Origin of the sequence: Pseudomonas sp. G11 (assembly GCF_029457515.1) — a bacterium.
GTDB lineage: Bacteria > Pseudomonadota > Gammaproteobacteria > Pseudomonadales > Pseudomonadaceae > Aquipseudomonas > Aquipseudomonas gorinensis.
This window is the reverse complement of the sequence record NZ_CP120377.1, coordinates 5,756,251-5,773,282: the sequence shown is the minus strand read 5'-3', so window position 1 is coordinate 5,773,282 and position 17,032 is coordinate 5,756,251. Positions and strand designations below refer to the sequence as shown.

The following is a 17,032-nucleotide window of genomic DNA, read 5'->3' as shown; positions in this document are numbered from 1 at the left end:
GGGCGCCTGTAGCGATCCATACCCTCAAAAGCAAAGTTGGAAGGCTTCTTGCAATACCGCCTTCAAGTCGCCAACTGGCGTCAAAAGTTTGCTTTAAGGGATACGGGGAATACCGGTGGTAGATCGCTCTCAAATGCTCAGCACGGCCCGTGGCACCCTGACTGATTTGTCACGGGGCAACCTGGGTGTGCCGTTGTTGTTGCTGGTGATGCTGGCAATGATGATGTTGCCGATGCCGCCGTTCCTGCTCGATGTGTTCTTCACCTTCAACATCGCTTTGTCCGTCGTCGTCCTGTTGGTCTGCGTGTATGCCCTGCGGCCGCTGGATTTCGCGGTGTTCCCGACGATCCTGCTGATTGCGACCCTGCTGCGGCTGGCGCTGAACGTGGCCTCCACGCGGGTGGTGATGCTCCACGGCCAGGACGGCCACGCTGCCGCAGGCAAGGTGATCCAGGCCTTCGGTGAGGTGGTGATCGGCGGTAACTACGTGGTCGGTATCGTGGTGTTCGCGATCCTGATGATCATCAACTTCGTGGTGGTGACCAAGGGTGCCGGGCGGATTTCCGAGGTGAGCGCGCGCTTTACCCTCGACGCCATGCCCGGCAAGCAAATGGCCATTGACGCCGACCTCAACGCTGGCCTGATCGATCAGAACCAGGCCAAGTCGCGCCGCCTGGAAGTGGCCCAGGAAGCCGAGTTCTATGGCTCCATGGACGGCGCCAGTAAGTTTGTACGCGGTGACGCCATCGCGGGCCTGTTGATTCTGTTCATCAACCTGATCGGCGGCATGGCGGTCGGGATCTTCCAGCACGGCATGACCTTCGGCGATGCCGGCAAGGTGTATGCCTTGCTGACCATCGGTGACGGTTTAGTGGCGCAATTGCCATCACTGTTGTTATCTACAGCTGCGGCGATCATGGTGACCCGTGCGTCGGGCTCCGAAGACATGGGCAAGCAGATCAGCCGGCAGATGTTTGCCTCGCCCAAGGCGCTGGCCGTGGCGGCGGGCATCATGGCGATCATGGGGCTCGTGCCCGGCATGCCCCATGTGTCGTTCCTCAGCATGGCGGCCATGGCGGCGGGTGGGGCCTACCTGTTCTGGAAAAAACAGAACACGATCAAGGTGAAGGCCCAGCAAGAGATCGCGCGCCAGCAGGAACTGCTGCCATCCCCGGCCCGTGCCCAGGAAACCAAGGAATTGGGCTGGGACGACGTGACCCCGATCGACATGATCGGCCTGGAAGTCGGCTACCGCCTGATTCCGCTGGTCGACCGCAACCAGGGTGGGCAATTGCTCGCGCGGATCAAGGGGGTGCGCAAGAAGCTGTCCCAGGACCTGGGCTTCCTGATGCCCACCGTACACATCCGCGACAACCTCGACCTGGCCCCCAGCGCCTACCGCCTGACCCTGATGGGCGTGATCCTCGCGGAAGCCGAGATCTACCCCGACCGCGAACTGGCGATCAACCCCGGCCAGGTGTTCGGCACGCTCAACGGCATTACCGCCAAAGATCCGGCTTTTGGCCTGGAAGCGGTGTGGATCGAAATCAGCCAACGCAGCCAGGCGCAGTCGCTGGGTTACACCGTGGTGGACGCCAGCACCGTGGTCGCCACCCACCTCAACCAGATTCTGTACAAGCACTCACACGAGCTGATCGGCCACGAAGAAGTCCAGCAATTGATGGGGTTGCTCAGCAAAGCCTCGCCAAAACTGGCCGAAGAGCTGGTGCCGGGCGTGCTGTCGCTGTCGCAGCTGCTCAAAGTGCTGCAGGCGTTGCTCGCCGAACAGGTGCCGGTACGCGATATTCGCAGCATCGCCGAGGCTATCGCCAACAATGCCGCCAAGAGTCAAGATACTGCCGCGCTGGTGGCTGCGGTACGTGTCGGATTGTCCCGCGCAATCGTGCAAAGCATTGTGGGGCTTGACTCCGAGCTGCCTGTGATCACCTTGGAACCAAGGTTGGAACAAATATTGCTCAATAGTATTCAGAAGGCCGGACTTGGCCAGGAAGAGGGTGTCCTGCTGGAGCCGAGCATGGCTGAAAAGCTGCAGCGTTCGTTGATCGACGCGGCGCAGCGCCAGGAAATGCAGGGCCAGCCGGTGATTCTGTTGGTAGCAGGCCCGGTCCGAGCGATGTTGTCGCGGTTTGGACGCCTGGCAGTACCGAATTTGCACGTATTGGCTTACCAGGAAATTCCTGACAATAAGCAAGTGACCATCGTCGCGACAGTTGGGCCCAACGGCTGAGGTAGTGGGTTATGCAAGTAAAGCGTTTTTTCGCCGCCGATATGCGTCAGGCCATGAAACTGGTCCGTGATGAGCTGGGCGCCGACGCTGCGATTATCGGTAACCGCCGTATTGCTGGCGGTGTCGAGCTGACGGCTGCCCTGGACTACACCCCTTCGGCGCTGGCCCCGCGCGTGCCGAACATGGAACTCGAAGACGAGCTGCGCAAGACCGCCTCGCGCATTGTGTCGGCCCAGGCTGAGCTGAGCATGCGGGGTGACAGCGATGCCACCACCAATCGCCAGTTGTTCGCCGGCTTGCCGCTGACCGCTGCCGAGCCGCTGGTCGAACCTACGTTCAAAGAACCGCCACGTCCTGCAGCGCCCGCGCCGGCTGCCGCAGTCGACCAGCGCGTGTTCGATTCGATGCGCTTTGAACTCAACGGCCTGCGTGAATTGCTGGAAGTGCAGTTGGGCTCGCTGGCCTGGACCCAGTTGCAAGGCAGCAAACCGCACCAGGCTAACCTCTGGCGTCGCCTGCAACGCATCGGCCTGTCTGGCCCGTTGTCCCGCGACCTGTTGGCGCTGACCACCGAAATCGAAGAACCTCGCCAGGCCTGGCGCATGTTGCTGGCCCACCTGGCGCGGATGATCGCCACTCCGGAAATCGAACCCCTGGAAGAGGGCGGTGTGATCGCCATGGTCGGCCCTGCCGGCATGGGCAAGACCACCACCCTGGCCAAGCTGGCGGCCCGTTATGTGCTCAAATACGGCGCTTCGAATATCGCGCTGGTGAGCATGGACAGCTACCGTATCGGCGCCCAGGAGCAACTCAAGACCCTGGGCCGCATCCTCAATGTGTCGGTGACCCACGTCGACCCGGGCCAGTCGCTGGCCAACGCGCTCGACCCGTTGCTGCGCAAACGCGTGGTGCTGATCGACACCGCGGGGCTGCAAGCCAGCGACCCGGCCTTGCGCCTGCAGCTGGAAAGCCTGGCCGGGCGTGGCATCAAGTCTAAAAATTACCTGGTGCTTGCAACCACCAGCCAAAAACAAGTTCTTACCGCTGCGTACCATAGCTACAAGCGCTGCGGGCTGGCCGGCTGCATCCTGACTAAGCTTGATGAAACGGCGAGCCTGGGCGAGGTGTTGAGCCTGGCCATCAGTCATGAACTACCGGTCGCCTACCTGACCGACGGGCCGCGGATCCCGGATGACCTGCATCTGCCGCGCCGTCATCAGTTGGTCAGCCGTGCCGTCAGCGTGCAAATGCAAGAAGAGCCTAGCGAGGAAGCGATGGCCGACATGTTCGCTGACCTCTACCACAACCCGGCAAAACGGGTGGGTTGAGTCAGTATGAACACCGTGAAATGTATCTACATCGATGGTCTGCAAGCGATTCACGCGGCCAAGCCATGTAGCCTGCGTCTAAGCAAGACAAGGTAAAGAAATAAAATGGGCAGCATGCATCCCGTACAGGTGATCGCGGTGACCGGCGGCAAAGGTGGCGTCGGGAAAACTAACGTGTCAGTGAATTTGTCCCTGGCGCTGGCAGAGCTTGGCCGTCGCGTCATGCTGCTGGATGCTGACCTGGGGCTGGCGAATGTCGACGTTCTGCTGGGACTGACGCCCAAACATACCCTCGCCGATGTGATCGAGGGCCGCTGTGAGCTGCGTGATGTGCTGCTCCAGGGCCCCGGTGGGATCCGTATCGTACCGGCCGCCTCGGGCACCCAGAGCATGGTGCACCTGAGCCCGGCGCAGCATGCCGGTCTGATCCAGGCGTTCAGCGATATAGGCGACAACCTCGACGTGCTGGTGATCGACACCGCCGCCGGGATCGGCGAGTCGGTGGTCAGCTTCGTGCGCGCCGCGCAGGAAGTGTTGCTGGTGGTCTGCGATGAACCCACCTCGATCACCGACGCCTATGCCCTGATCAAACTGCTTAACCGCGACTACGGCATGAACCGCTTCCGCGTGCTGGCCAACATGGCCCAAAGCCCGCAGGAAGGCCGCAACCTGTTCGCCAAGTTGACCAAGGTCACGGATCGCTTTCTCGATGTCGCCCTACAATACGTCGGCGCAGTTCCCTATGACGAGTGTGTGCGCAAGGCTGTGCAAAAGCAGCGTGCAGTCTACGAAGCGTTCCCTCGTTCGAAATGCGCCTTGGCGTTCAAGGCTATTGCTCAGAAGGTCGATACTTGGCCGTTGCCCGCTAACCCTCGGGGGCATCTGGAGTTTTTCGTCGAGCGATTGGTGCATCAGACGAGCGCAGGACCCGTGCTATGACAGCGACCGGCTACAACGCCTACAAGAAGTCCGCCCGTGACAGTCAGGGTGAGTTGATCGAGCGTTACGCGCCTTTGGTCAAACGCATCGCCTATCACTTGCTGGCACGCCTCCCCGCCAGTGTCCAGGTCGAAGACCTGATCCAGGCCGGCATGATCGGCCTTCTCGAAGTGTCGACCAAATACGACGCGAGCAAGGGCGCGAGTTTCGAGACGTATGCGGGTATCCGTATCCGTGGCGCGATGCTCGATGAGGTGCGCAAAGGCGATTGGGCGCCGCGTTCGGTACACCGCAATACGCGCATGGTCAGTGACGCAATTCGGTCAATTGAAGCAAAAACCGGTCGCGACGCTAAAGATCATGAAGTTGCGGCCGAACTCCAATTGAGTCTCGACGATTATTACGGGATTTTGAACGATACCTTGGGCAGCCGCCTGTTCAGTTTCGACGACCTGTTGCAGGACGGCGAACACGAAGGGTTGCACGAGGACGGCGCGAGTACGCATATGGAGCCGTCGCGTGACCTGGAGGATGAACGCTTCCAGGGCGCATTGGCCGACGCAATTGCCAATTTGCCGGAGCGTGAGCGACTGGTGTTGGCGCTGTACTACGACGAAGAGCTGAACCTCAAGGAAATCGGTGAGGTCCTGGGGGTCAGCGAATCGCGTGTCAGCCAGCTGCACAGCCAGTGCGCGGCCCGCTTGCGGGGGCGATTGGGAGAGTGGCGCGCGCGCTGACAGGCAGTGTGGGGACACTGCAGACGCAACCGCGAGGGCCTTGGCCGCCGCGGGGGCTAACCGTGGTGCCCTGGGCAGTCCTTTTTGTGTAACGCCTGTTGATTGAAATGGCGCGTCCAGGTGCTGGGCGCGTTTAAGACTGCTTGGAGGTCGAATTGGACAAGAACATGAAAATCCTCATCGTTGATGACTTCTCAACGATGCGGCGGATCATAAAAAACCTGTTGCGTGACCTTGGGTTCACAAACACGGTCGAGGCGGATGACGGCCTTACGGCGATTCCGATCCTCAACAGCGGGAGCATCGACTTTCTGGTAACCGATTGGAACATGCCGGGCATGACGGGTATCGACTTGTTGCGCCACGTGCGTGCCGACGAAAAACTGCGCAGCCTTCCCGTGCTGATGGTGACCGCCGAAGCCAAGCGTGAACAGATCATCGAAGCCGCCCAAGCCGGGGTTAACGGCTATGTGGTCAAACCATTCACTGCGCAGGCCTTGAAAGAGAAGATCGAAAAAATCTTCGAACGCATCCACGGCTAATGCTGCCACGGGGGAGCTATGGAGCAAAAAGAATCATCGCAGGCCGACTTTGAGTCGACCCTGAAAAAACATGCTCACCAGCTGGTCGACAGCCTTGAAAAAGGCCAGTTCGGCGATGCGGTGCAGTTAATCCATCAGCTCAACCAGACCCGTGACCGCGGCCTGTACCAGGAGGTGGGCAAGCTCACACGCGAGCTTCACAGTGCGATCGTCAATTTCCAGATTGACCCGCACATGCCTCAAGCCGAAGAGATTTCGCAGATCACCGACGCCACCGAACGCCTGTCCTATGTGGTCAGGCTGACTGAGGCAGCGGCCAACCGCACCATGGACCTGGTGGAAAACGCCACGCCCCTGGTCAACGGCATGGCCACGGAAGCCCAGGCGCTGAGCGTTGACTGGGGGCGTTTCATGCGCCGTGAAGTCGGCGCAGAAGAGTTTCGTGAGCTGGCCCGTCGGGTCGAAGGGTTCCTGTCACGCAGCGAGCAGGAAAACCGTACGGTTTCCAGCAACCTCAATGACATTCTGCTCGCCCAGGATTACCAGGACCTGACCGGTCAGGTGATCAAGCGTGTGACCCAGTTGGTCACCGAAGTGGAAAGCAACCTGCTCAAATTGGTACTCATGGCCGGCCAGGTCGACCGTTTCGCCGGCATCGAACATGACCGCGAAGCGATCCTCTCTGAAAAAGATCCACAAAAACATCTCGCCAAGGGTGAAGGTCCGCAGATTCATGCCGATAAACGTGAAGACGTTGTGTCAGGTCAGGATGACGTAGATGACCTGTTATCCAGTTTAGGCTTCTAAGGAGCACACCCATGAGCTTCGGCGCCGATGAAGAAATCCTTCAGGATTTCCTTGTAGAGGCCGGCGAAATTTTAGAGCAACTGTCCGAACAACTGGTCGAGCTGGAAAGCCGCCCGGATGATGCGAACCTGCTCAATGCAATTTTTCGCGGTTTTCATACTGTAAAAGGGGGCGCCGGCTTCCTCCAGCTCCATGAGCTGGTGGAGTGCTGCCACATCGCCGAAAACGTGTTCGACATCCTGCGCAAGGGTGAGCGTCACGTTGACTCGGAGTTAATGGATGTAATCCTCGAAGCGTTGGATGCGGTCAACGGCATGTTCAGCGAAGTGCGCGAACGTGCCCCGATCACCGCCGCCACCCCGGAACTGCTGGCCGCCCTGGCGCGCCTGGCAGAACCTGCCGACACCTCGGCCGCGCCGGTGGTGGAAGCGGCGCCAGAGCCGGTGGTCGAAGCCGAAGCGGATGTCACCGACAGCGAGTTCGAGCAGTTGCTCGACTCTCTCAATGCGGTCAAGGCCGAGGCTGAAGCACCGTCGGCCGTACCCGCACCCGCGGCCGCTGCGCCTGCCGAGCCGACCAGCGAAGACATTACCGACGCAGAGTTCGAATCCCTGCTCGACCAGTTGCATGGCAAAGGCCAGTTCGCGGCTGATGCCGTGGCCACTGCGGCTGCCCCGGAAACGCCGGCGGCAACGGCCAGTACCGATATCACCGATGACGAATTCGAAGCGTTGCTCGACCAGTTGCATGGCAAGGGCACCTTTGCCGCCGATGCCTTGCCGGAAGTCGCGGCCACTGGCGCGGCGCCGACGCCAGCTGCACCGGGCGCCGCTGCGGCCCCTGCTGACGACGGCTTGATCTCCGATCACGAATTCGAAGCCCTGCTCGACGAATTGCACGGAAAGGGCAAGTTCACCGAAGTGGCCCCGGCTGCTGCGGCGACTGCCACCCCCGTGGCCGCGAAACCGGCACCGGCCAAGGCCGCCGCGCCTGCTGCCGCCAAACCGGCGCCAGCCCCAGCGCCAGCCGCCGCGGCCGCCGCGCGTGCGCCTGCCGCTGCCGTAGCCGACAAGCCTGCCAGTGAAGCCGAAACCACCGTACGGGTCGATACCGCACGACTGGACGACATCATGAACATGGTCGGCGAACTGGTGCTGGTGCGTAACCGTCTGGTGCGCCTGGGCCTGAACAGCGGTGACGAAGCCATGCAAAAGGCTGTGTCGAACCTCGACGTGGTCACGGCTGACTTGCAGACCGCCGTGATGAAGACGCGGATGCAGCCGATCAAGAAAGTCTTCGGCCGCTTCCCACGCCTGGTTCGCGACCTGGCTCGCCAGCTCAAGAAAGAAATCAACCTGGAACTTGTGGGTGAAGAAACCGACCTCGACAAGAACCTCGTCGAGGCCCTGGCCGACCCGTTGGTCCACTTGGTGCGCAATGCCGTCGACCACGGCGTGGAAACCCCGGAAGAACGCGAAGCCTCGGGCAAGTCCCGCAACGGCAAGGTGATCCTGGCGGCGGAGCAGGAGGGCGACCATATCCTGTTGTCGATTACCGATGACGGCAAGGGCATGGACCCGGCGATCCTGCGCAATATCGCGGTCAAGCGTGGCGTGATGGACAAGGACGCCGCCGACCGCCTGACCGACACCGAGTGCTACAACCTGATCTTCGCCCCAGGCTTCTCGACCAAGACCGAGATTTCCGACGTGTCGGGCCGTGGCGTGGGCATGGACGTGGTGAAGACCAAGATCAGCCAGCTCAACGGCTCGATCAATATCTACTCGACCAAGGGCCAGGGCTCGAAAATCGTCATCAAGGTGCCGTTGACCCTGGCGATCATGCCGACCCTGATGGTGATGCTGGGCAACCAGGCCTTCGCCTTCCCACTGGTCAACGTCAACGAGATCTTCCACCTCGACCTGTCACGCACCAACGTGGTGGACGGCCAGGAAGTGGTGATCGTGCGCGACAAGGCGCTGCCATTGTTCTACCTCAAGCGCTGGCTGGTGGCATCGGCTGCCCATGAAGAGCAGCGCGAAGGCCACGTGGTGATCCTTTCGGTGGGCACCCAGCGTATCGGCTTTGTGGTCGATCAACTGGTGGGCCAGGAAGAAGTGGTCATCAAGCCTTTGGGCAAAATGCTGCAGGGAACCCCGGGCATGTCGGGCGCGACCATCACCGGTGACGGTCGGATCGCGCTGATTCTCGATGTTCCGAGCATGCTCAAGCGTTACGCCGCACGGCGTATTTGATTCTGGTGGGGCAGGGCGGTATTGCCCGTCCCGCCTAACGGAGTGTTTATGGTAGTCAAGGTCCTGGTGGTGGACGATTCGGGTTTCTTCCGCCGCCGCGTCTCGGAAATTCTTTCCGCCGATCCAACCATCCAGGTGGTCGGTACGGCCACCAACGGCAAAGAGGCGATTGATCAGGCCATAGCGTTGAAGCCGGACGTGATCACCATGGACTACGAAATGCCGATGATGGATGGCATCACGGCAGTCCGGCACATCATGCAGCGCTGCCCGACCCCGGTATTGATGTTCTCCTCGCTGACGCACGAAGGCGCCCGGGTCACCCTGGATGCGCTGGATGCTGGCGCGGTGGACTTCCTGCCGAAGAACTTCGAAGACATCTCGCGCAACCCCGAGAAGGTCAAGCAGATGCTGTGCGAGAAGGTGCACAGCATTTCCCGCAGCAACCGTCGCAGCCTGTTCAGTGCGCCTGCACCGGCACCCGCAGCACCGGTCGCGCCCCCGGCTGCGCCCACCAGCACCGCGTTCGGTCGTCCGGCCCCGGCGCCTGTTGCCCGGCCAGCCGTGGCCCCGGCCCGTGCGTCGGCGCCCAGCGCCTATTCGCCAGCGCCCAAGCGCAAGGCTTATAAGTTGGTGGCCATTGGCACGTCCACCGGCGGCCCGGTGGCGCTGCAACGGGTATTGACCCAGTTGCCGGCCAACTTCCCGGCGCCGATCGTGTTGATCCAGCACATGCCTGCGGCCTTCACCAAAGCGTTCGCTGAGCGCCTGGACAAGCTCTGCCGTATCAGCGTCAAGGAAGCCGAGGATGGCGACATCCTGCGCCCTGGCCTGGCGCTGCTGGCGCCGGGTGGCAAGCAGATGATGGTCGATGGCCGTGGCGCGATCAAAATCCTGCCAGGCGATGAACGCCTCAACTACAAGCCGTGCGTGGATATCACCTTTGGTTCGGCGGCCAAGTCCTACGGCGACAAAGTTCTGGCGGTGGTCCTCACCGGCATGGGCGCCGACGGCCGTGAAGGCGCGCGGTTGCTCAAGCAGGGTGGCAGTGCGATCTGGGCCCAGGATGAAGCCAGCTGCGTGATCTATGGCATGCCCATGGCCATCGTCAAGGCGGACCTGGCCGACGCCGTCTACAGCCTCGACGACATCGGCAAGTATCTGGTGGAGGCTTGCCTCTGATGGATGTCTTGAGCCTGATCGGTATCACCATGGCGTTTGTCGCGATCATCGGCGGCAACTACCTCGAAGGCGGTCACCTCGGCGCATTGGCCAACGGCCCGGCGGCCTTGATCGTGATTGGCGGTACCGTGGGCGCCGCGTTGCTGCAGTCGCCCTTGAGCTCATTCAAGCGCGCCATGCAGATCCTGATATGGATTATTTTTCCGCCACGCGTCGACCTTCCGGGTGGCATCGATCGGGTGGTCAACTGGAGCCTCACCGCTCGCAAGGAAGGCCTGCTGGGCCTGGAAGGCGTGGCCGATGCCGAGCCTGACAGCTACGCGCGCAAGGGCCTGCAATTGCTGGTGGACGGCGCCGAGCCGGAAGCAATCCGCAGCATCCTGGAAGTGGACTTCTACACCCAGGAAAGCCGCGATATCAACGCAGCCAAAGTCTTTGAAAGCATGGGCGGCTACGCGCCGACCATCGGCATCATCGGTGCGGTAATGGGTCTGATCCACGTGATGGGCAACCTCGCCGACCCTTCGCAACTGGGCAGCGGCATTGCCGTGGCGTTCGTCGCCACCATCTACGGTGTGGCGAGTGCCAACCTGGTGCTGTTGCCGGTGGCCAGCAAGCTCAAGTCGATCGCCATGCGCCAGTCCCGTTACCGCGAGATGCTGCTCGAAGGCATCCTCTCGATTGCCGAGGGCGAGAACCCGCGCTCCATCGAATTGAAGCTCCAGGGCTTCATGGATTGATGTACATGAAAGGTGTAGGAGCGAGCGTGCTCGCGAAAAGGGTCAACGATAACGCGGGCATCCTGGATGAACGCGTGGCTCTCGGATTTTTCGCGAGCAAGCTTGCTCCTACAGGTGATTCGTTGTGCGGAGGTAATCGTCTGTGAGCCGTCGCCGTCGCGAGCCTGAAGAACATGTCAACCACGAACGCTGGCTGGTGTCCTACGCGGACTTCATCACCTTGCTGTTCGCGTTTTTCGTGGTGATGTATTCCATCTCGTCGATCAACGAAGGCAAGTACAAAGTGATTTCACAGGCGTTGATCGGCGTATTCAACGACGCCGACCGCTCGCTCAAGCCCATCCCCATCGGTGAGGAGCGGCCCAAGACCGTGACCCCGGCCAAGCCGCTGGTCAACGACAGCGATGAAACCGCGGCTGGCGTGGGTGGCACCAGCGACCCGCTGAAAAGCATCGCCGACGACATCAGCGCCGCATTTGGCGACCTGATCAGTTCCAACCAGATGACCGTGCGCGGCAATGAGTTGTGGGTGGAGATCGAACTCAATTCCAGCCTGCTGTTCGCCAGCGCCGATGCGATGCCGAGCGACCAGGCGTTTACGATCATCGACAAGGTGGCGGCGATCCTCAAGCCGTTTGAAAACCCGATCCATGTCGAAGGCTTTACCGACAATATCCCGATCAGCACCGCGCAATACCCGACCAACTGGGAGCTGTCCTCGGCCCGTGCCGCCAGCATCGTACGCATGCTGGCCATGCAGGGTGTGAACCCCGGGCGGCTGGCGTCGGTGGGCTATGGCGAGTTCCAGCCGGTGGCCAACAACGCCACGGTGGAAGGCCGCGCGCGTAACCGCCGCGTGGTGCTGGTGGTGTCACGTAACCTGGATGTACGCCGCAGCCTGACCGGTACCGGCACCGCCAATGCAACACCGGACGCGGCCTTGAAGCGGGCTGGCACACAAACTGCACCAGCCCTTGCAAAACCGCCGGTGCGTCAAAGCTCCGTCAATTCTCCGTCACCGGCTCAATAACTTTATGCAATGTCTCGGTCGCGTCTACGCCCACCGGGAGGAACCAACCGAATGAGAGTCTGGGCAGTTGCCAATCAAAAAGGTGGAGTCGGCAAGACCACCACCTCCATCGCCTTAGCCGGCTTGCTGGCTGAGGCGGGCAAGCGTGTGGTCGTGGTCGACCTCGACCCCCATGGCTCGATGACCAGCTATTTCGGTTACGACCCGGATGCCCTGGAACACAGCAACTACGACTTGTTCCTGCACAAGGGCAGTGTGCCGAGCGATTTGCCTGGCCAATTGCTGTTGCCTACCAGTAACGAAAGCATTTCCCTGCTACCGTCCAGTACCGCCCTGGCCACCCTGGAGCGCCAGTCGCCGGGGCAAAGCGGCTTGGGCCTGGTGATCGCCAAGACCCTGGCGCAACTGTGGCAGGACTTCGACTACGCAATCATCGACAGCCCGCCGTTGCTGGGGGTGCTGATGGTCAACGCCTTGGCCGCCAGCCAGCAACTGGTGATCCCGGTACAGACCGAGCACCTGGCGGTCAAAGGCCTGGAGCGCATGGTCAGCACCCTGGCGATGATCAACCGTTCGCGCAAACAGGCGCTGCCGTACAGCATCGTGCCGACCTTGTTCGACCGCCGTACCCAAGCCTCCCTTGGCACTTTACGCGTGCTGCGCGACGCCTACCCGGAGACCATCTGGAATGGCTATATCCCGGTGGACACGCGCCTGCGTGACGCCAGCCGCGTGGGCCTGGCACCGTCGCAATTCGACCCCAAGAGCCGTGGCGTGCTGGCTTACCGCGCATTGCTCAAGCACCTGCTGTCCCAACAGCTTGTGCCGCAGGTGGCGTGATGAACCGTCCCGTCGAACTCAAGACCCGGCCGCAACTGGCACTGGAATCCTACCTGGATGCCTTGCTGCAGGAAGCCACCGCCGAAGAACTGCCGGAACCGATCCTGGTGCTGGAACCGGCCGTGCAGGAACCGCCGCAAAGCACGCTGGATGAGTTTCAACTGGCCGTGCTGGAAGAGCAGGCGCGGGATGCGCGGGCGGTGCCCGTCGCCGCGCCGGTGATGCCGAGCGCCCCTGTGGTGGTGGCGCCCGTGGTGGTCGAACCGGTGGTCGAAGTCCACTTGCCACCGAGTATCACACCGCCGCCGGTCAGTGGTGATGATCGCCCGTCGTGGGCTGCCGAGCCGTTCGAATGCCTGTTGTTCGACGTGGCCGGCTTGACCCTGGCGGTCCCGCTGGTGTGCCTGGGCTCGATTTATTCCCTGGAAGGCCAGGAGCTGACGCCACTGTTCGGGCAACCGGAGTGGTTCCTCGGCATCCTGCCCAGCCAGGCCGGCAACCTCAAGGTGCTGGACACCGCGCGCTGGGTGATGCCCGATCGCTACCGCGATGATTTCCGCCAGGGCTTGCAATACGTGATTTCGGTGCAAGGCTATGAGTGGGGGCTGGCGGTGCATCAAGTCAGCCGCTCGTTGCGCCTGGACCCGAATGAAATCAAATGGCGCAGCCACCGGGGCCAGCGCCCCTGGTTGGCGGGCACCGTGATCGAACATATGTGCGCGTTGCTTGATGTCGCTGAACTGGCCGAGTTGATCGCCAGCGGTGCCGTCAAATCGATGCCAGGCCACACACGCAGTTGATTGAACAACAAGGACCGCACGGTTGTGCGGCCCACGAAGCACACACGCCGAAACTAACGGCATTTGAAGGGGTAGGGGTATGAATAAGTCAGCGTCCGCGTCCGCACAAGGTTCGGATGATCCGATCCTGCAATGGGTGACCTTCAAACTGGACAACGAAACCTACGGCATTAACGTGATGCGCGTGCAGGAAGTGCTGCGCTACACCGAGATCGCCCCGGTACCGGGTGCACCGAGCTACGTGCTGGGCATCATCAACCTGCGCGGCAATGTGGTGACGGTCATCGACACGCGCCAGCGTTTCGGCCTGGATACCGTCGAAGTCAGCGACAACACGCGTATCGTCATCATCGAAGCCGACAAGCAAGTGGTCGGGATCATGGTCGACAGCGTCGCCGAAGTGGTCTACCTGCGCCAGTCGGAAGTGGAAACAGCGCCGAACGTCGGTAACGAAGAGTCGGCCAAGTTCATTCAAGGCGTATGCAACAAGAACAACGAGTTGTTGATTCTGGTTGAGCTGGACAAAATGATGAGCGAAGAAGAGTGGTCGGAACTGGAGAGCATCTGATTGTTCCTTGAAGCAGCGGTGATTGTCCTGGCCCTGTTGTGGGCCGGGACGTTGGCATTCCTGCTGCGCCACCTGCGCCAGCAACGCGAATCGGCCATGCAACAGGCCGAGCGCGATGCCGTGCGTGATCGGCGCGTGCTGGAGCTGGTCAAGCGCGTTGATCACTTCCAGCAGAGTGCGGTACGGGTCGGAGACGAAGTGCATGAACTGCGCGCGATCCTTGCTCCCCTGCCGGACAAGCTGGCGCAGATCGAGCAGCGTGATCCGTCGAGTCTTTCCTTTGCCCAGGCCGCGAAGCTGGTGGGCATGGGGGCTACGGTGGATGAACTGACGCAGTCGTGTGGGTTGACCCAGGCTGAGGCGCAGTTGATGAGTAAGTTGCACAGGAGCTGAGCGTACTCGCCAATCCACCCGGTCAATTAATTTCCAATCCCAATGACTTTTTTCTCCTCCCCAAAGGTCAACATCCTTCAAGCCCTTTGAACGCGGAGATTTCCCCCCATGACCACCCCCAAGGCCCTGTTGATCCTCCACGGCAAGCAAGCCCTCAACGAGGACGTGCGCGCCGCTGTAATGAGCCGGCGTGAGCAGGGCGAGGAGCTGGCCGTGCGGGTCACGTGGGAGGGCGGCGACGCCCAGCGCCTGGTCAAGGAAGCCCTGGCCGATGGCTATACCCACATCATCGCTGGCGGCGGCGACGGCACCTTGCGCGACGTGGCCGAAGCCATGGCCCTGGCCAGGACCGACGCCAGCCTGGTGCTGATGCCGCTGGGCACCGCCAATGACTTTGCCAAGGCCGCCGGCGTGCCGCTGGAGCCTGCGCAGGCCCTGGCGCTGCTGGATGTACCGGCCAGGGCGATCGACCTCGGCCAGGTCGGTGGGCAAATGTTCTTGAACATGGCCACCGGCGGTTTTGGCAGCCAGGTCACCGCGAACACCTCCGAAGACCTGAAAAAAATCCTCGGTGGCGCCGCCTACCTGTTCACCGGCCTGTCGCGCTTCAGCGAATTGAAGGCGGCGTATGGCGAGCTGGAAGGCCCGGGTTTCCATTGGAAGGGCGAACTGCTCGCGCTGGGTATCGGCAACGGGCGCCAGGCGGGCGGCGGGCATGTGTTATGCCCTGAAGCGTTGGCTGATGACGGGTTGCTCGACGTCAGCATCCTGCCGGCGCCCCAGGAAGTGGTCGGCACCTTGCGTGAGCTGATGAACAATGGCTGGGGCCTGGACACCATGTTCGTGCGCGCGCGCCTGCCGTGGGTTCAGATCAAACAGGCCGAGGGGTTGTACATCAATCTCGATGGCGAACCGCTGAAGGGCGACGATTTGCGCTTTTGCGCGCTGCCCAAGGCGTTGCGCGTGCACTTGCCGCTGGGCTCGCCCCTAGTCGTCCAGGCTGATGATCTGCTCGCGCACGGCAAATAACACCAGGCCCGCCACATCGAAAATCTGCAGGCGCTTCATGATCTGTGAGCGGTGCGCCTCTACGGTCTTGATGCTCAGGCCTAGGCCGTGGGCGATTTCGCGGGTGGACTTGCCGCGCACGATCAGGCGCAGGATTTCCAGCTGTCGCGCGGTGAGGTTGTGGTTCTGGGCGACGGAGGAAACCGGGCCCTGGTTGCGCACCAGCGCCTGGTTGATCACCGTATGGGCGATCGCCGGGCTCAGGTAGCGCTCATTGTTGCGCAGGGCCAGCAGGGCGTGCTCCAGTTCGTTGGCGGTGGTGTCCTTGAGCAGGTAGCCATGGGCGCCGGACTCCAGCGCGCGCATGATCAGCTCCGGGTCGGTGTGCATCGACAGGATCAGCACCTTGCTCGCCGGGTAGGCAGCTTTTAACTGTTGCAACGCGTCCAGGCCGCCGGTGTGTTTCATCGACAGGTCCAGCAGCACGATATCGGGCTGCAAGGCGCTGAACGCCTCCAGCACCTGTGCACCGTCGCTGGCCTCGCCGACCACCGCATAGCCGGGTATATCCAGGATCAGCGCGCGTACGCCGGCCCTGATCAGTGCGTGGTCATCCACCAGGAGTAAATTGCAGATCACTCGAGAACCTTAGGGGAACTGGCCCGTTCGAGGGCGCGGGGCGCCCAGGGGAAAAGCGCGTCGATCCGGGTCCCTTTGCCAGGCTGGCTGCTGACGGACAAGGTGCCCCCCAGTTGATCAATCCGCTCGGACATACCCGCCATACCCCGTTGGCCTTCCAGGCCGGGGTTACTGGCGGGCGAGAAACCCTGGCCGTCATCACTGATAAACAGCGATAACCCTTCGGGCAGGCGTTGCAGGCGTACCAGCAGGTTGCGGGCCTGGGCGTGGCGCAGCATGTTGGTCACGGCTTCCTGGGTGATACGAAACGCCGCCACGGCCATTTCTTCCGGAATGCCGGTCAGGCGTTGATGGCATTCCAGGCTCCAGTGCACCTGAGTGTTTTCCAGGGTCTTGAGCAAGTGTGCCCGCAGGCTGGCTTCCAGGCCCAGGCTGGTCAACTGGCGCGGGTTGAGAATCGCGGAGACGTCGCGCACCTTGGCCAGGGTTTCATTCAGGGTGTTGCACAGCACCGCGCATTGGCCTTGCAGGTCGTCCGGCAGGCGACGCTTGAGCCATTCGCTTTGCAGCTTGGCAGCCGTGAGCAATTGGCCGATATCGTCATGCAGGTCGCGGCTGAGGCGGTGGCGCTCGTTTTCCTGCACTTGCAGCAGGCGTTCGGCCAGTTCCTGAGGCTGGAACTTGATGGATTTGCGCGAACTCCATTGACGCAACCCCACCAACGCCAGCGTGGCCAGGTTGAACAGCAGCACCGCCAGCGGCAGGGTGTCGGCGCGAATATAGGCCCACAGGCTGAGCAGCGACGAGCACAGGCACAGGGCAAGGATCAGGCGCCGTGCATGGCTGCGGGACACGGACCTTGCGATGAGTGACTTGAGGCTGGCGTACATAACGGATGGAGCCAATGAGGGTTCGCTGCGATAAGACCGGTCACGGCGGCTGACGGGGCTCTGTTTGGAATGCGTGGCCGAATCGT

General features: G+C 61.7%; 17 protein-coding genes. 15 read left to right on the top strand and 2 right to left on the bottom strand.

Annotation, left to right across the window (positions count from 1 at the left end; translation table 11 throughout):
• Positions 1-133: 133 nt before the first annotated feature.
• The 15 genes from flhA to yegS all read left to right on the top strand — a co-directional run bounded on the left by flhA (position 134) and on the right by yegS (position 15,438).
• Positions 134-2,248 (top strand): flagellar biosynthesis protein FlhA, encoded by a 2,115-nt coding sequence (gene flhA / locus P2T68_RS26455; RefSeq protein WP_041160990.1) that lies wholly within the window; start codon positions 134-136, stop codon positions 2,246-2,248.
• 11 nt (positions 2,249-2,259) lie between these two features.
• On the top strand, positions 2,260-3,576 hold the full coding sequence (gene flhF, locus P2T68_RS26450; RefSeq protein ID WP_024076695.1) for a flagellar biosynthesis protein FlhF: 1,317 nt from the start codon (positions 2,260-2,262) through the stop codon (positions 3,574-3,576).
• A 105-nt stretch (positions 3,577-3,681) separates the two neighbouring features.
• Positions 3,682-4,515: a flagellar synthesis regulator FleN gene (gene fleN / locus P2T68_RS26445; RefSeq protein WP_003192912.1), complete on the top strand. Its 834-nt coding sequence runs from the start codon at positions 3,682-3,684 to the stop codon at positions 4,513-4,515.
• Positions 4,512-5,252, top strand: a complete 741-nt coding sequence (gene fliA / locus P2T68_RS26440; protein ID WP_024076694.1) for an RNA polymerase sigma factor FliA — start codon at positions 4,512-4,514, stop codon at positions 5,250-5,252. Before fleN ends, fliA begins: the two co-directional genes overlap by 4 nt.
• Positions 5,253-5,419: 167 nt before the next feature.
• The gene (locus P2T68_RS26435; protein ID WP_160385018.1) at positions 5,420-5,794 is read left to right on the top strand and encodes a chemotaxis response regulator CheY; all 375 of its coding nucleotides are present in this window, start codon (positions 5,420-5,422) and stop codon (positions 5,792-5,794) included.
• A gap of 18 nt (positions 5,795-5,812) precedes the next feature.
• Entirely contained in the window at positions 5,813-6,601 is a 789-nt protein-coding gene (locus P2T68_RS26430; protein ID WP_024076693.1) for a protein phosphatase CheZ, read from the top strand.
• Positions 6,602-6,612: 11 nt separating this feature from the next.
• The gene (locus tag P2T68_RS26425) at positions 6,613-8,856 is read left to right on the top strand and encodes a chemotaxis protein CheA (protein WP_102624821.1); all 2,244 of its coding nucleotides are present in this window, start codon (positions 6,613-6,615) and stop codon (positions 8,854-8,856) included.
• Between the two features lie 48 nt (positions 8,857-8,904).
• Positions 8,905-10,038: a chemotaxis response regulator protein-glutamate methylesterase gene (locus tag P2T68_RS26420; protein WP_024076691.1), complete on the top strand. Its 1,134-nt coding sequence runs from the start codon at positions 8,905-8,907 to the stop codon at positions 10,036-10,038.
• On the top strand, positions 10,038-10,778 hold the full coding sequence (locus P2T68_RS26415; protein ID WP_024076690.1) for a flagellar motor protein: 741 nt from the start codon (positions 10,038-10,040) through the stop codon (positions 10,776-10,778). The genes P2T68_RS26420 and P2T68_RS26415 overlap by 1 nt, the downstream gene beginning before the upstream one ends.
• Positions 10,779-10,920: 142 nt before the next feature.
• The gene (motD, locus tag P2T68_RS26410; RefSeq protein WP_069076742.1) at positions 10,921-11,808 is read left to right on the top strand and encodes a flagellar motor protein MotD; all 888 of its coding nucleotides are present in this window, start codon (positions 10,921-10,923) and stop codon (positions 11,806-11,808) included.
• Between the two features lie 51 nt (positions 11,809-11,859).
• Positions 11,860-12,648, top strand: a complete 789-nt coding sequence (locus tag P2T68_RS26405) for a ParA family protein (RefSeq protein WP_277378495.1) — start codon at positions 11,860-11,862, stop codon at positions 12,646-12,648.
• Complete coding sequence (locus P2T68_RS26400) at positions 12,648-13,448, top strand: CheW domain-containing protein (protein ID WP_024076686.1); 801 nt, start codon at positions 12,648-12,650, stop codon at positions 13,446-13,448. The genes P2T68_RS26405 and P2T68_RS26400 overlap by 1 nt, the downstream gene beginning before the upstream one ends.
• Before the next feature lie 79 nt (positions 13,449-13,527).
• Complete coding sequence (locus tag P2T68_RS26395) at positions 13,528-14,016, top strand: chemotaxis protein CheW (protein ID WP_024076685.1); 489 nt, start codon at positions 13,528-13,530, stop codon at positions 14,014-14,016.
• Positions 14,017-14,409 carry a DUF2802 domain-containing protein gene (locus P2T68_RS26390; RefSeq protein ID WP_024076684.1) on the top strand — a complete coding sequence of 131 codons (393 nt, stop codon included), beginning with the start codon at positions 14,017-14,019 and terminating at the stop codon, positions 14,407-14,409.
• 108 nt (positions 14,410-14,517) lie between these two features.
• On the top strand, positions 14,518-15,438 hold the full coding sequence (gene yegS, locus P2T68_RS26385) for a lipid kinase YegS (protein ID WP_024076683.1): 921 nt from the start codon (positions 14,518-14,520) through the stop codon (positions 15,436-15,438).
• Here the strand turns inward: yegS and P2T68_RS26380 are convergent.
• A complete protein-coding gene (locus P2T68_RS26380) occupies positions 15,397-16,056 on the bottom strand; it encodes a response regulator transcription factor (protein ID WP_024076682.1) in 660 nt (219 codons plus the stop codon). The genes yegS and P2T68_RS26380 overlap by 42 nt on opposite strands.
• The gene (locus tag P2T68_RS26375) at positions 16,053-16,946 is read right to left on the bottom strand and encodes a sensor histidine kinase (RefSeq protein ID WP_024076681.1); all 894 of its coding nucleotides are present in this window, start codon (positions 16,944-16,946) and stop codon (positions 16,053-16,055) included. The genes P2T68_RS26380 and P2T68_RS26375 overlap by 4 nt, the downstream gene beginning before the upstream one ends.
• Positions 16,947-17,032 lie beyond the last annotated feature (86 nt).

Excerpts from the sequence above, each read along its gene's own strand:
- flhA (WP_041160990.1), top strand. The coding sequence starts at position 134 with ATGCTCAGCACGGCCCGTGGCACCCTGACTGATTTGTCACGGGGCAAC.
- flhF (WP_024076695.1), top strand. The coding sequence starts at position 2,260 with ATGCAAGTAAAGCGTTTTTTCGCCGCCGATATGCGTCAGGCCATGAAA.
- fleN (WP_003192912.1), top strand. The coding sequence starts at position 3,682 with ATGGGCAGCATGCATCCCGTACAGGTGATCGCGGTGACCGGCGGCAAA.
- fliA (WP_024076694.1), top strand. The coding sequence starts at position 4,512 with ATGACAGCGACCGGCTACAACGCCTACAAGAAGTCCGCCCGTGACAGT.
- P2T68_RS26435 (WP_160385018.1), top strand. The coding sequence starts at position 5,420 with ATGAAAATCCTCATCGTTGATGACTTCTCAACGATGCGGCGGATCATA.
- P2T68_RS26430 (WP_024076693.1), top strand. The coding sequence starts at position 5,813 with ATGGAGCAAAAAGAATCATCGCAGGCCGACTTTGAGTCGACCCTGAAA.
- P2T68_RS26425 (WP_102624821.1), top strand. The coding sequence starts at position 6,613 with ATGAGCTTCGGCGCCGATGAAGAAATCCTTCAGGATTTCCTTGTAGAG.
- P2T68_RS26420 (WP_024076691.1), top strand. The coding sequence starts at position 8,905 with ATGGTAGTCAAGGTCCTGGTGGTGGACGATTCGGGTTTCTTCCGCCGC.
- P2T68_RS26415 (WP_024076690.1), top strand. The coding sequence starts at position 10,038 with ATGGATGTCTTGAGCCTGATCGGTATCACCATGGCGTTTGTCGCGATC.
- P2T68_RS26405 (WP_277378495.1), top strand. The coding sequence starts at position 11,860 with ATGAGAGTCTGGGCAGTTGCCAATCAAAAAGGTGGAGTCGGCAAGACC.
- P2T68_RS26400 (WP_024076686.1), top strand. The coding sequence starts at position 12,648 with ATGAACCGTCCCGTCGAACTCAAGACCCGGCCGCAACTGGCACTGGAA.
- P2T68_RS26395 (WP_024076685.1), top strand. The coding sequence starts at position 13,528 with ATGAATAAGTCAGCGTCCGCGTCCGCACAAGGTTCGGATGATCCGATC.
- yegS (WP_024076683.1), top strand. The coding sequence starts at position 14,518 with ATGACCACCCCCAAGGCCCTGTTGATCCTCCACGGCAAGCAAGCCCTC.
- P2T68_RS26375 (WP_024076681.1), bottom strand. The coding sequence starts at position 16,946 with ATGTACGCCAGCCTCAAGTCACTCATCGCAAGGTCCGTGTCCCGCAGC.